Genomic DNA, 14,549 nt, shown 5'->3' on the forward strand with positions numbered 1-14,549 from the left:
AACACCAGCCGAACCATTATGTAACCGCATCTATATACATCTGCCAACAATTAACGACAGCCCCCATGACAGACATTGTCATGAAACCGCATATAGAGGAAGTTATCCTGCTTATTAAGAAGAAGCGTGAAGATGAGGGAAGTCTTGTGGCAGCTCGTCCCCGAAAAACAAATCATCCAGGGAGCTCAGCGTACCGTCTTCTTCCACCTGATATACAGACATTTTCTCACCGTTCACCGTTAATTCGATAAAGCATCCCCAGCAATAAAACTGGTGGGAACCAATTTTCCCGATATCTTTGGAACTACAGTTTGGACATTTCATATTCATTCACCTATCCATTAACAGAATGAATGGCATTTTCCAAGCGTTGTTCACTCAGAGACGGCACCATAATGGCACTTTCCCCGATGGACATATCGCTTGTACATGGCAGCCATTTGCGGCCCTCGATCAGATCGGACACAAAACCGTCCGTAATTTCAATCCCTATTATTGTATTTCCCAACTCTTGGTCAAAATAAACATCGGAGACACGCCCAAGCAGCAAACCTTCTTCGGTGAGCACGGACATCTCCTTCAATTTAGACCGACCGAGGAGGTACGTGTATTTTATGTCGTCGGCTCCCGTCTTGCGGACAGCCTGTTGATTACGGATCATGACGGCATCTTCGCCGTAGGCAACGATATCTTGCCACTGCACGATTTTGACATGATTGGTAAACAGACCTTTGTTCTCAAGCTCAATGCCTTCGATCTCCCAATCATCATTCACAATGAAATCCTGGATTTTACCGACCTGCTTCCCGTCCTCAACATCAAAAACGGCAAGTCCGATCATTTCCTGAAGCTTCATCGCTGGGTCCCCCTCATCTTCTTATCATTAAATAGGCGCGGCGCTATTGCTAGGTATGCCCAAAGTTGATGAGTGGCAATCAGACGCCGATCATCAAAACCGCTTCTATCCAACCGATGAAATGGAACTTCTTCCCTCCTTCTGTTCCATGTGTAAAGTTCCCCTTAGGGTCTATTACGCAGTCGTCCAAGAATGGTTCCAATTTTTTCGGCGGTTATCATGATTTCTTCCGTAGTATTACCCAATCCCCAGCTAAATCGAATCGCAGAGTGTAAAAATGTTTCAGACAATTTCATCGCTTTGAGCACATGAGAGACTTCGAGTGAACCGGAAGTGCAGGCAGAACCGCTTGCAACAGCAATCCCTTCCATATCCAGATTCATTAACATCGTCTCTGTGGACACTTCCGGAAAGCTGATATTCAGGATGTTTGGCAGCGTATGCTCCAGGTGTCCATTCACATGAAAGTGCTCCGTCCCCACATGAATTTCAAGCTGTTCCAACAAAAGTTTACGCAATTCCAAATCATGCTGACGATGCGTATCCATTTGTGCTGATGCAATCTTGAGAGCCTCGGCAAATCCGGTAATACCTGCAATATTTTCCGTACCAGCGCGCCGCTGACGTTCTTGCAATCCCCCATGAGCTCTTGCTTCCAGCACAATTCCTCGCCGTACATAGAGTGCACCCACGCCCTGAGGTCCGTTGATTTTATGCGCAGAGAAGCTGATCAGATCCACAGGCAGTTCTTTACATGAAATATTCTGACTGCCCAAAGCCTGAACCGCATCGGTATGGAACAAAATATTATGCTTACGTGCCAGCTCCCCGACCTCGCGTATCGGTTGAATCGTACCCACTTCATTATTGGCATACATCATGGTAATCAGCACCGTATCCGGCCGAATGGCCTCTTGTAACTCGTCCAGATTTATTCGTCCTTGATGATCCACAGATAGATAGGTTACTTCATAACCTTGCCGCTCCAATTCTTGACACGTATGCAAAACAGCATGGTGCTCAATGGCGGTCGTAATGACATGTTTCCCCTTATCCTGTCTTGTTGAGACGGCTCCGAAAATGGCCAGATTGTCGCTCTCTGTGCCACCTCCGGTAAATACCAATTCGTCCGGGAAACAGCCCAAAGACGCCGCAATGACATCCCTTGCTCCGCTGACAGTCCGTTTGGCCTCACGCCCAAAGGCATGGATACTTGATGCATTGCCAAATTGTCCTGTCATGACGTTCATCATCGCTTCTGCGACTTGTGGATGCATAGGTGTCGATGCGGCGTGATCCAAATAAATTCGTTTCATTTATCTTCACCCCGTTATATGTTAAATTATCTTATTTTTCTGTTATGGAATATGTTTCGTACCCTTACATGCTCACCAACCGCAAGCCATTGTAAAACAGATGTTATGGCATGGATAAAGCCCCCAAATGGGGGCTCAAGTAAGTTAGCATGTCATGCTAGCGCAGTGATTGTTAAATATAAAACATGTAGCTATCTTTTTTGTCCTGATCCTGGAATGTAATCAGGTCTTTCAGTGTTGTGGAATCCAACACTTCCGCAATGCCGTCACGAATACGCAACCACAGATCACGTTTCGCCGGATCATCTTCCTCTGTGAAGTCTACTGGAGAGATTGGCCCTTCCAGTACACGGATTACATCGCCTGCAGTTACGGTTGCAGGATCACCCGCAAGGATATAACCGCCGTAAGCGCCTCTAATGCTCTTCACCAGTCCTGCATTCCGTAGTGGAGCGATCAGTTGCTCCAAGTAATGCTCCGAGAGCTGGTTGCGCTCAGCAATACTTTTAAGTGATGTAGGGCCTTCGCCTATTCTGGCAGCAAGCTCCATCATGATTGTGAGGCCGTAACGGCCTTTTGTCGATATTTTCAAAGGAGTCACCTCTTTCAATTTTCAGAAACGATTGGAAACTTTATATTTAATCCTATGGTCCATGACCGTCTGTTTCACGATCTGTCCACAGCGGAGATGCATTGAGATTAGCATATACCTTCTAATCCTCCGTATTCCGATCATAACCCTCAGCTAATGTTAACATATCTGCATGCTTTATGGAAAAGAAAGATTGACGATATTCCAAAATGTGCGTCTGTGGTGGACACTATCCAAAATTGGCCGGGTGTATCGTATCTTGAGTCCGGTTATGCTAGAATAAGAAACGAAACACATTTATATATAGAAATGGTGATAACGATGTCCAAAACAATTGAAAATACACGGGTCGTCGTTGGCATGTCCGGAGGTGTCGATTCTTCCGTTACCGCACTGCTGCTGAAAGAGCAAGGGTACGATGTCATCGGCATTTTCATGAAAAACTGGGATGACACTGACGAGTTCGGCCACTGTACCGCTGAAGAAGATTCAGAGGATGTACGCCGCGTATGTGAACAGATCGGCATTCCTTACTACACTGTCAACTTCGAGAAAGAGTATTTTGATAAAGTATTTACCTATTTCCTTGATGAATATAAGTCGGGTCGCACGCCAAATCCGGATGTCATGTGTAATCGTGAGATCAAATTTGGTGAATTCCTGAACAAAGCTCTGGATCTCGGCGCAGATTATGTAGCTACAGGACACTATGCTCGCCTGATTGAAGAAGATGGCACATTCAAGCTGCTGCGTGGTGTGGACAACAATAAGGATCAAACTTATTTCCTTAATGCACTCAATCAGAACCAGTTGTCCAAAGCCATGTTCCCGATTGGTCATCTGCCTAAACCGGAAGTACGCAAAATCGCAGAAGCGGCTGGTTTGTATACTGCCAAGAAAAAAGACAGCACAGGTGTCTGCTTCATCGGTGAGCGTAATTTCAAAGAGTTCCTGAGTAACTATCTACCTGCCAAAGGTGGAGACATGGTTGATATCGCGACCGGTGAAGTCAAAGGTCGTCATGACGGTCTGATGTACTACACACTTGGACAGCGCCAAGGTCTTGGCATTGGCGGTTCCGGCAATGGTGAGCCCTGGTTCGTTGCAGACAAGAATCTGGAGAAAAATCAACTGCTTGTTGTTCAGGGCGATGCCCATGCAAGCCTGTACTCCACTGGTCTAACCGCAACGGGTGTGAACTGGATTGCTGGCACAGAGCACATGCCTAATGTCCCCTACCGTTGTACTGCCAAATTCCGCTATCGTCAGCCGGATCAAGGTGTAACATTGACCTGGCAAGAAGATGGAAGTGTGGATGTACAATTTGACCAGCAACAAAAAGCCATTACGCCAGGACAAGCCGTTGTTTTCTACGACGGAGAGGTCTGCCTGGGTGGGGGTACGATCGATCAGGTGCAAAAAGTACCTGTACCCGCAATGCAATAATAGAGCTTGTCCATTAAAATGTGGATTATACACAATACCGTGTATCCCTATTAAAAAAGCCGTCTTTCATGTATACCATGAAGGATGGCTTTTTTCCTGCTTATTTTTGCAAAAAAATTAAAAATAGTTCGTTATGCAGTCAACCAGACTCCTGCCAAGCAGGCCAACACCCCAACTACAATCGAACTGACAACGTAGAGCGACGCGCTTGCGTATCGTTGTCGACCCATAAGTCCTAACGTCTCATAACCAAAGGTAGAGAACGTGGTGTACGCACCGCAAAATCCGGTTCCCCAGATCACCCAGATTCCATCTGAGATCATTGCAGATTCATGCCACCCGTATAACAACCCAAGCAGCAGTGAACCACTGATATTGATGATCCATGTTCCCCACGGAAAAGCCGCTCCCAGCAAGCCCGAGATCCATTTGCCCAGACTGAAACGCAGTACCGCACCCAGTACACCTGCAAAACCAATCCATAAGATCATGAGGCATCACCCTCTTGTCTTGGCGCTCTCAACATACGCTGTCCGATGATCATTCCCAACGCACAAAGCATTAATCCTGCCAACAGACTTACGCTCATATAAAGGGCGGCATTGACCCACTCGCCCCCTTCGGATAAACGAACAATATCCAGTGTAAACGTGGAGAATGTTGTAAATGCTCCAGTAAAACCAGTACCAATGGCCAGTCGAAGTTGTGGTGTTATTTTGCCTGGAACAGCTATAGTAAAGAACCAACCCAAAAAAAGGCTGCCCATCGCATTGATTAACAGTACCGCCCAAGGGAATCCTCCATGGCCAATTGGTATCGCTAACTGTAAGGCGTATCGGGTTAATGTACCGAGAAATCCACCCGCCCCTATATACAAAAGCTCTTTCATTGTGTGCATCTCCCGAGTGATCTGTCTCTTCTTACAATTCCCTGCGCCGCTGTTGGTTCAGCCTGATCTTCGATTCGTTACCCTGATCCGTTGCCTCATAGAATACTCTCCGTGAGAGCTGCTTTGGCAGATATTCCTGCTTCACATAATGCCCAGGGTAATTGTGCGGATATTGATAGCCCTCATGTCCAAGTTTTACAGCACCCGAGTAATGCGTATCTCGCAAGTGAAGCGGAACTTCTGCCGATTTCACTTCATCAATCGCGTTCATGGCTTTGGAAATGGCGGTGTACACCGCATTGGATTTTGGACTTTCGACCGCGAACAGAATCGCTTGTGCGATGTTCAGCTTGGCTTCGGGCCAGCCGTTATTTCGGTACGCATCAAGTGCTCCAATGGCCTGAGTCATAGCTTGCGGGTTCGCAAGTCCAATATCTTCACTGCTTGCTGCAATCAGACGCCGAATAAAGGTCATCGGGTCCATGCCGAGCTTCTCCACCGCGTATAGAAACCAAAACAGCGCCGCATCACTGGAACCCCGAATACTCTTGTGAAATGCAGATAACACATCATACTGTGTCGATTCATCCGCCTTCACAATCGGTCGTCGAATAGACTCTTCTGCTACACCAAGCGTAATATGAATGGACCCATCCTTTTCCGGTGGCGTCGTCAACGCAGCCAGTTCAAGTGCGTTAAGCGCACGCCGAATATCTCCGTTGGCCATCGTAGCAATATGTTCAAGCGCCTCATCGTCCGCCTGTAGTTCCATGAACCCCAGACCTTTGTCCGCATCGCTCAATGCTCTGCGCATTGCAATAAGGGAATGATCCTTGTTTAGCGATTCCAGCTGAAACAGAGTTGAACGACTCATCAAGGCTCCATTAACATAATGAAAGGGATTCTCTGTTGTTGCGCCGATAAAAATAATCGTGCCCTTCTCTACCGCTGGCAATAACGCATCCTGACGTGAACTGTTAAACCGATGTACCTCGTCGAGGAACAAAATGGTTTTGGTTCCATACAGCTGTTTATTCGTTTGCGCCTGTTCGATGACTTCACGCACATCCTTGACGGAAGCTTCCACTGCATTCAGACGTACGAACTGTCCTTGCGTTTGCTGGGAAATAATATGTGCCAAGGTTGTCTTGCCACATCCCGGAGGGCCATATAACAAGATGGACGAAATCTGATCGGCCTCAATGGCGCGCCGGAGTAATTTCCCTGGTCCAATAATATGTTCCTGTCCAATATATTCATCCAGATGCTCTGGCCGCAAGCGGTCCGCGAGCAATCTAGCTTGTGGTTTTGAGTCTTGTTGAAACGAAAATAAATCCATTGCTCATCACTTCCTTAACGGATTGCCTTGCCTTGATTACAATTACACTTCTGATGGTTCTCCACTCTCTATCATATCATACTCTCGCGGTAACATAGCCATAAATGCATGAAGTGCACTGCTGACAAAGGCATCCTTGCGAGTAATAAAATGAGTCATCATGCGATTCATACCTACGGGAAGCGTATGCGTGCGCAATAATCCATTTTTGATCTGATGCCTAATCACAATCTCTGGTAATAAGGAAATTCCCATGCCGGACGTAACTCCACTAATAATCGCTTCAAGGGTTCCAAATTCCATTATTACTGGGCGGGTAACACCACCCACCTCTAACCATTCCTCCAAAATCTGACGATAGGAACACCCTATGCTGTAGACAAGAATGGGTTTACTCTTAAGATCTTCATCCGTAGGACCCATGCCAGAATAGACAACAAATAGTTCCTCATCAAATACGGGAACAGAAACGATATCAGGATGATCACAGGGACAGCCTATAAATGCTCCCTCCAATTCATACCCAATAACCTGATCCATAAGCATCTGCGAATTGCCAGTAACCAGTGACAAGGAGACATCTGGATACTGTTTATAATATCTGACGAAAAGTTCAGGTAGTCGCACGGCCGCTGCGGTTTGTGTAGACCCTATTCGCATTGGACCCGATGGTGTGCTCGTCGCCCGAAGCGCCTTGGAAGCATCATTCAGCAAACCAATAATTTTATCTGCATAGGTCACCAACATTTCTCCGGCTGGAGATAACGTCATGCCTCGGTTATGACGAATGAACAACGTTGTACCTACTTCTGCTTCCAGATGCCGGATTCGTGCCGTTACGTTGGATTGCACATACCCCAGTTTAGAAGCAGCTTTGGTCAGATTCCCTTCCTGTGCAACACACTGAAATATTCTAAGATCCCCGCTCTCCATGGTCCCTCCACTCTGACATCATTCAAAATGATATCCGCTTCATTACCAATCATTATACTTCATGTGTAAACCGGACTACAATTCATTTAGATCCCAAACCAGTCATCTGACTGGATGATGATAAGGAGTGTTCAGCATGACATACTGGAAAAATAGAGTTGCTTTGATCACAGATACCCGCACCATAAAACCTTTGAAGTATACCATCTTAATTATTTTAACAACGCTAATCATGGGTACTTCTTTTCCAGTCGGTAAAATCGGTATGTTATATGCTCCACCGTTCCTGCTCATGGGCATTCGTTATATAATGGCAGGTGGCTTGATGGCCTTGTTCCTACGTAAACGTCCTTTACCTACCGAGTGGCAGTCTTGGTTGAAAATAATCCTCATTGGCCTGTTTCAATCCGCAGGAGTGATGGGCTGCGCCTACTACAGCATGAATTGGATTACATCCGGTGAATCCGCCATTATTACGTTTACCAATCCGCTACTGGTCATTATCCTCAGTGCTCTCTTATATAGAGTGACCTACCGTTTCAGTCAGTGGATCGGTGTTATACTCGGTTTCATCGGGATTATGTTAACCTTTGGATGGCAGATGAGCTTTAGTCCTGGAACCTGGATTGGATTTGGTGGTGCGATCTCCTTTGCAGTATCCACATTGCTCATCAAACGCTGGGGCGATGGCTACGACACTTTTGTTTTAACAGCCTATCAGATGCTCGCGGGAGGTGCTGCGCTTCTTCTATTGAGCGCATGGACTGAACAGCCTCACTTTATGGTCAATACCACCTCGGTTATGGCTCTGCTCTGGTTAACGTTTGTTTGCTCCATCATTCAGTTCTCACTCTGGTTTTATCTGCTTCAGAATAGTGACCCAGCCCAAACCAGTTCGTATCTGTTTCTAGCACCGTTTTTTGGTGTATTATCGAGTTGGATTTTAATAGGAGAACACGTTCAGTGGTTTGCATTGGCAGGCGGTTTATTCATTGGTGTTGGTATATTCCTGGTGAATCGTCGCTCGTCCAGAATGAGAAATAGCGTAACATAACCCTGAACTTCCACCGTCGTTCTTTCTCGGAAGCTTAAGCAATTCTTGCACAACAGCAGAAAAGGCATGCGCTTATGGGACACTTTCCCATGAACGTCATGCCTTTTCTTGTATAGCAAACTTTACTCACCCAAGCTCTGGCCAACCCTGAATGGTTACGGACTCACCGTCGGGATTATGTGTTGCAGCCGCGTATTCTGGCAAATCATCCTCGTGGAACAACCACAATTCGTGCAAGGCCCTTGTACAACCAACGTACAACAGCTTCGCATCACCTGCATTCGGCAAATAATGCTTCTGGTCTACGTCTGCCACAATAACCGCATCAAACTCCAACCCTTTGGACAGATAGACAGGCAAAACGGAGTGCCCACCAGTGTACTGCTTTTTGCCACCATCGATCAGGTTCAGATCCCAGCCTGCGGCCTTTAGGTCACGGTGAAGTTCCTCTGCTTCATGCAGTGTACGAGTCAGGATGGAGACGGTTCGGTAGTCTTTGACCGTTAACACCTTCAAAGCCTGCTCCAGACTTGCCGTCCGCCCTTCGCCTCCATAAGCCAATGTCCGAACTGGATCACCACTACGGAAAACAGGTATCGCCGTAATCCCGCTCTTGACGCCACGTTCCAGAATCGTGTTTGCATAATCGATAATTTCCATCGTTGAACGATAACTTCGGGTCAATGCAAAGTATGCATTCTGTTCCTCAGGAAATAGAGAACTCATCTCTTCCCACGCATGAACACCACGGTACTCATGAATGCCTTGGGACAAGTCACCCAGTATGGTGAAGGAATGCCCTTTGACGAACTGATCCAATAACGCCACATGAAAAGGGGAAAAGTCCTGCGCTTCATCAATCACAATATGGTCAAACCGCTCCGAACCCTCAATATCATGGACCAATGTATGAATGTATACCAATGCAGGCAGATCCTCTTCACGGACGATATCCTGCTTCAGATCTGCTGCCGTTTGTTTCATGACCAGTTTTGGAATAAGTCCGCTGAGCGAGGATGGCACAGAGCCACCCTTTGCAGCTTTGAACAGCTGTTTGTATAACGTAAGCGGCTCGTATTGAGGCCATTTTTTGGCATAGGCTTTCTCACGAGTAGACGCTTTTTTCTTGCGTTCTTTGCGCACAGCTTCTGGCATCGGTTTCTTAAGTTCCATCTCAATCCAGCGGTGAACCCGCGCCATGACCCGTTCTTTGCGTTTGGCCAGCGGATAATGTTTGTATTCCTGTCCGAACCAGTTCTCGATCTCCGTCTTGCTAAGCACCTTACCGTCCCATGGACTGAAGTCCATATCCGGCACGGAATCCTCTTCCATGCCTGACAACCACTCTCGAATAAGCTCCATGAAACGGATCGATCCTTTGTAACGTCCAGGTACATCATCATTCAATTCAGGCCGTGCATCAGGTGTTTCGAACCAGGTGTTCAATGTATCCGACGTATTCGCTAAAGGCATCTCCAGCCCCAACAGGTTCATCGCCCAATCCGGGAATGTCCGCTGCTGAATATCCCCTACTCCGAGTTCCGGGAGTACATCCGAGATGTAATCCAGGAACATGTGGTTGGGTGCAAAAATAACCATTTTCTCCGCAGATACCTGCTCCTTGTACTGATATAGCAAAAAGGCAAGACGATGCAGGGCAACCGTTGTTTTCCCTGATCCGGCCACACCTTGAATGATTAATGCGGTATTTCGCGCCGCACGAATGATCAGATCCTGCTCCGCCTGAATCGTCGATACGATGTCACGGAGTTTGTTATCCTTGTTCTCTCCCAGACGATAAACGAGGAATTCATCCGATACCGCTGGCTGGTCACTGTCACGGTTATATGTATCCGCCACACGTTCCAATATCCGCTGCCGAATGACAACGTTCCGTTTCAGGTACACCAGACCTTCAATAAGCCCTTCTGGGGCTTCATACGTAGCGGAGGCTTCCCCTCCGGTAAATGAGTAAAACAGGCTGGCGACAGGAGCACGCCAGTCGATGACGAGCGGATGCTCTCCCACCTCTTCGCGGTCTACGCCGATTTTGCCAATATACAGCGGTTTCCGTGCACCACTGCCCTGTTCTTCGAAATCCAAGCGTCCGAAATAGGGTTGCTGCGCGCTCTTGGACAAGGCGGTGCGGCGCTCTTCGCGTCCAGCTTCCAGCACTTGTTCTGTGAAGTCGTGGCCGGTATACACCGGAATGTTCTGCAGTCGTTCCAGCTGACTATCCACTTCCTCCATCGTTCGCTCTAACCTGTACTCTTCTTCTTGATAGGCACTTTGAAAGCTGTCTGACATGTTTCAGTTACCTCCTAAGAATTTGTTTTGCTCTGCATCGCCAATCACTGACGACGCAAAAGGATACCTACTATATCATATTGATGTGGAAAAAGCTACAGCAACCTGGTGATCTCATAAACGAAAACCGTTGCTCACGCTCATACTGAACGAATGAACAACGGTCTTAAGTTGAACTATATTTGAATCTTATCTTTTGACATAGTAATCAATTTGGTTCTGATTTCAATCTTGTCCTTCCTGTGCCACAAACTGTTTTTGAGCTAATTCACGGTATACCGGATGATTGCTAATTAATTCCGTATGAGTTCCTGTTCCGGTAACATGCCCATGCTCCAATACAACAATCTGATCGGAATCCACCACTGTGGACAATCGGTGCGCGATCACGATCGTGGTTCTGCCTTCCATCAGGTTGGACAAAGCCTGTTGTACTTCATACTCCGAGGTGCTGTCCAGACTGGATGTTGCTTCATCCAACATGAGAATATCCGGACTGCGCAGTAAGGCACGAGCAATAGCAATCCGCTGACGTTGGCCCCCGGATAGCTTAATTCCTCTCTCGCCCACTTCCGTGTCATAACCCTGTGGCAGCTTGTCGATAAAATCGGCAGAATAGGCCATCTCAGCAGCTCGCCGGATCTCATCCATCGTGGCCTCACGACCTAATCCGTACGTGATGTTGTCTTTAATCGTACCCGCCATAAGTGGACTTTCCTGAGATACATACCCAATCTTGCTACGCCAGGAGGATAAGGAATACTCCGTTATAGCTTGTCCCCCATATGAAATATGGCCTGAATCGGGCATATAAAACTGCTCCATCAAGGAGAACAGTGTTGATTTGCCACTACCGCTTGGGCCGACAATCGCTGTCACTTTTTGTGTAGGTACCGTCAGATTGATTCCGTGCAGCACTTCCTCACCTGTGACATAGGAAAAGTGTACATCATGGAATGCAATCGTCTCATTTCCTTTTGGAGCTACCTTGGTGCTGTGATGTGGCTCTTCCTCATCGGCAAGGATCGCTTGTATGCGCTCCGTTGCACCTACAACTTTCTGTAAACGGGAGTATAACGTCGTAAATTGTCCCATTGGCATAATGACCTGGAACAACAGCAATATGAACGCGACCAGTTCACCCGGTGACAGCATGCCAGACGCTACGCGCATTCCCCCCACACCCAGAATAACGACCAACACGGCAGTCATGACAAATGTAAACAAGGGACCGATCAGAGCGAGAATACGTGCTTCCTGCAAACCAAAAGCGAACATTTTACGAATCCGGGAATCCCCTGCTTCCACTTCCTGTTTCTCCGTGCCGTAGGCTTTGACCAAGCGAATCTCGCCAATAACCTGACTGAGCACGGACGTAAGACCTGCCATCTCGTCCTGCTGCTTCTTGGAGATCTTGTACATTTTCTTCCCGACCGGCAACAGAATCAACAGCGTAAGTGGCACCAGACTCAGAATAATGAGCGACATCACCCAATCCAAGTAAAATAGTAATGCCACGCCACCCACAACAGCAACGATGTTGGATACAAAAGACACCAGATAATCTGCGATCAACGTCATGATCTGGCTTGTATCATTGGTAATCCGGCTCATCGTATCGCCTGTCCGATTTCGGTCGAAATACGGCATTCTCAGCGACAAGACCTTGTTCCACAGCTTAGTGCGTAGCGTTGCGACCACGCGTTGTCCTGCGTAATTTAACATATAAATGCTAATACCTGAGGCAATCGCCTGAATCACAAATGCCCCAAGCAATAACAAAATCACAGATTTGTTCAATGCCGAAGTGGTAAGTCCATCAATCAAACCTTTGGTCATCAATGGCACGATCAGTCCGGCTGTTGTTTGAATCAGGGTTAAGATGAGGGCAAGAATCAAAATCAATTTTGGCGGATTCGTGGAAGCGATAAGCTTGACGAAATCCTTAAATCCCTTTTTTCCTACCTTCGGTTCATTCTGCCCTGTTTGTTGCTGCTCTTCCATTTCCGTTCCTCCCGTTCTCCATCTGCTCACCAGAGATCATACGTACGAATTTACATGACGTTGCCTTTTGTTGTTTAACACAGCTTTACAAGATACCATGTAACACAAAATTGGCTAAAAAGAGGATGGAAATGCCATACATGACCACAGGTACCTGTTTACCTTGACCTGCTGCCAGCTTCGCTAATGGATAGGCAATAAATCCAAACGCCATACCGTCCACGATGCTATATGTAAATGGAATCATGACCATGATCAGAAATGCTGGGAATGCCTCTGTAAAGTCACCAAAATCCATATCTTTCACACCTTGCACCATCAGGCCACCAATAATGATCAAGATGGGTGCAATTGCACTATCCGGAATGTAACCGAGCAACGGGATGAAGAAAAAAGTAGCCCCGAATAACACGGCTGTAACGAGTGGAGTCAAACCTGTGCGACCGCCTGCCGCAATTCCGGCTGTAGTCTCGGCTGCAGCAACTGGAGGACTACTTCCGAATACGCCTGCCAATACGGTACTAATGGATAGTGCGCGCAGACTTCCTTTGAACCGCTCGGGACGATCAATCATCTGTGTCTGAGCGGTAATTAATCCGATATTTTCGAACACCACAATTAGCAGTAGCAAAAATACCGCGATCCAGAACGCGACATCAGCCAGCTTCATTAGAGACAATTCGCCAAACAATCCACCGTATTGACGCAGCGCATCCATCGCTGATACGGATTCACCCGGGTTCACTGCTCCAAGTACATAGGCAAGGCCTGTCCCGACCAGAATACTGATGAGAAGTCCACCCTGTACGTTACGTATAAATAAAATCAAGGCAATCACCAGCGTAACGCAGGCTGTAATGACATTTGGATCATTGAAATGCCCAATCGCGACAAATGTGGTCTGGTGCGCGATAACGATTCCACTTTTTTGCAAACCGATAAATGTCAGAAACAAACCAATCCCGACCGTAATGCCATGCTGCAGATTTTTCGGGATCGCTTCGCTGATCATTTTGTATAGTGACGTAAACGCAACAATGGCAAACAGTATACCTGTAACGGTTACAACGGCCAGCGCTTCTTGCCAGCTTAATTTCATGGAATGTACAAGTGTATACGTGAAAAATGCATTAATCCCCATTCCGGGTACCACGATAATCGGTGATTTTCCGCCAAATGCCATGAGCAAACAGCCTGCAATGGACGTCAGCAGGGTTCCAACCATAGCTGCCTGCAAAGGCATCCCGGCATCGGAAAGAATTGTAGCATTGACCATAACGATATAGACCACGGCAAAATAGGAAATGGCTCCCGCCACAACTTCCTTTTTCCACTGGTCTCCTGGCTCCATGCCAAGACGTCTGGCCATCCATCCGTGTTTCATTTCGTTCTATTCCCCTCTCTATATAAATTCAACTAAAAAATGTTTACACTTGCCACTCCGATGACAGAATAATCTTCCGATCGCTGTTATCCCCAAGATTTTTTTAGCATTTCCTTCTCCAGTGGGAAAATCCGGTGATAGCGTATGCTTCCGATGTAGCTTTCTTTCCGAAAGCTTTTAGGCGAACGCTTCGCTTCTCCAGCTTTTTTCTGTCCTCTCCGTTCTTGTGTAAAAAGTTAAGTCGAACCTATATGCCACAAATTCGTTTATGTATGTATCATCATTTCGCGCAGCAGTGAATATCATACACGGTTTTGACTTTGAAGTACATGACGTAACTCTGACATTTATCTAGGAATACAGTTCGGCTATCATAGACGATTGACGTCCCATCCGCTCCGTATTGCGAAGTATAACCTACACAAAAAA

13 protein-coding genes are annotated in these 14,549 nt (G+C 46.9%); 2 read left to right on the plus strand and 11 right to left on the minus strand.

Features of this window, described 5'->3' with window-relative positions:
• Positions 1 to 114: 114 nt before the first annotated feature.
• The 4 genes from MHB85_RS24400 to cymR all read right to left on the minus strand — a co-directional run bounded on the left by MHB85_RS24400 (position 115) and on the right by cymR (position 2,764).
• The gene (locus MHB85_RS24400; RefSeq protein WP_017686815.1) at positions 115 to 324 is read right to left on the minus strand and encodes a hypothetical protein; all 210 of its coding nucleotides are present in this window, start codon (positions 322 to 324) and stop codon (positions 115 to 117) included.
• Between the two features lie 10 nt (positions 325 to 334).
• A complete protein-coding gene (locus MHB85_RS24405) occupies positions 335 to 856 on the minus strand; it encodes a PRC-barrel domain-containing protein (RefSeq protein ID WP_017686814.1) in 522 nt (173 codons plus the stop codon).
• 164 nt (positions 857 to 1,020) lie between these two features.
• Positions 1,021 to 2,172 (minus strand): cysteine desulfurase family protein, encoded by a 1,152-nt coding sequence (locus tag MHB85_RS24410; protein ID WP_192133271.1) that lies wholly within the window; start codon positions 2,170 to 2,172, stop codon positions 1,021 to 1,023.
• Between the two features lie 172 nt (positions 2,173 to 2,344).
• Positions 2,345 to 2,764 (minus strand): cysteine metabolism transcriptional regulator CymR, encoded by a 420-nt coding sequence (gene cymR, locus MHB85_RS24415; RefSeq protein WP_017686811.1) that lies wholly within the window; start codon positions 2,762 to 2,764, stop codon positions 2,345 to 2,347.
• Between the two features lie 321 nt (positions 2,765 to 3,085).
• Between cymR and mnmA the strand changes: the two genes are divergently transcribed.
• Positions 3,086 to 4,210 (plus strand): tRNA 2-thiouridine(34) synthase MnmA, encoded by a 1,125-nt coding sequence (mnmA, locus tag MHB85_RS24420; protein WP_143786588.1) that lies wholly within the window; start codon positions 3,086 to 3,088, stop codon positions 4,208 to 4,210.
• A 131-nt stretch (positions 4,211 to 4,341) separates the two neighbouring features.
• On the opposite strand, the gene crcB is transcribed toward mnmA, so the two are convergent.
• From crcB to MHB85_RS24440, 4 genes are read right to left on the minus strand one after another with little or no spacing between them, the layout of a single operon-like run.
• Positions 4,342 to 4,701 (minus strand): fluoride efflux transporter CrcB, encoded by a 360-nt coding sequence (gene crcB / locus MHB85_RS24425; protein WP_091020438.1) that lies wholly within the window; start codon positions 4,699 to 4,701, stop codon positions 4,342 to 4,344.
• On the minus strand, positions 4,698 to 5,099 hold the full coding sequence (locus MHB85_RS24430; protein WP_105601816.1) for a fluoride efflux transporter FluC: 402 nt from the start codon (positions 5,097 to 5,099) through the stop codon (positions 4,698 to 4,700). Before MHB85_RS24430 ends, crcB begins: the two co-directional genes overlap by 4 nt.
• A gap of 31 nt (positions 5,100 to 5,130) precedes the next feature.
• Positions 5,131 to 6,438, minus strand: a complete 1,308-nt coding sequence (locus MHB85_RS24435; RefSeq protein ID WP_091020442.1) for a replication-associated recombination protein A — start codon at positions 6,436 to 6,438, stop codon at positions 5,131 to 5,133.
• A 42-nt stretch (positions 6,439 to 6,480) separates the two neighbouring features.
• Entirely contained in the window at positions 6,481 to 7,371 is an 891-nt protein-coding gene (locus MHB85_RS24440; protein WP_105601817.1) for a LysR family transcriptional regulator, read from the minus strand.
• Between the two features lie 136 nt (positions 7,372 to 7,507).
• Here MHB85_RS24440 and MHB85_RS24445 point away from each other — a divergent pair, with 136 nt between their 5' ends.
• Entirely contained in the window at positions 7,508 to 8,425 is a 918-nt protein-coding gene (locus MHB85_RS24445) for a DMT family transporter (RefSeq protein ID WP_105601819.1), read from the plus strand.
• A 126-nt stretch (positions 8,426 to 8,551) separates the two neighbouring features.
• On the opposite strand, the gene MHB85_RS24450 is transcribed toward MHB85_RS24445, so the two are convergent.
• The 3 genes from MHB85_RS24450 to MHB85_RS24460 form a co-directional block, all read right to left on the minus strand.
• Positions 8,552 to 10,732: a HelD family protein gene (locus tag MHB85_RS24450; protein WP_105601821.1), complete on the minus strand. Its 2,181-nt coding sequence runs from the start codon at positions 10,730 to 10,732 to the stop codon at positions 8,552 to 8,554.
• Between the two features lie 225 nt (positions 10,733 to 10,957).
• A complete protein-coding gene (locus MHB85_RS24455) occupies positions 10,958 to 12,736 on the minus strand; it encodes an ABC transporter ATP-binding protein (RefSeq protein WP_105601822.1) in 1,779 nt (592 codons plus the stop codon).
• Positions 12,737 to 12,821: 85 nt separating this feature from the next.
• Complete coding sequence (locus tag MHB85_RS24460; RefSeq protein ID WP_341073848.1) at positions 12,822 to 14,120, minus strand: NCS2 family permease; 1,299 nt, start codon at positions 14,118 to 14,120, stop codon at positions 12,822 to 12,824.
• Positions 14,121 to 14,549 lie beyond the last annotated feature (429 nt).

Source organism: Paenibacillus sp. FSL K6-4396 (genome assembly GCF_038002525.1).
Classification (GTDB): Bacteria; Bacillota; Bacilli; order Paenibacillales; family Paenibacillaceae; genus Paenibacillus; species Paenibacillus amylolyticus_B.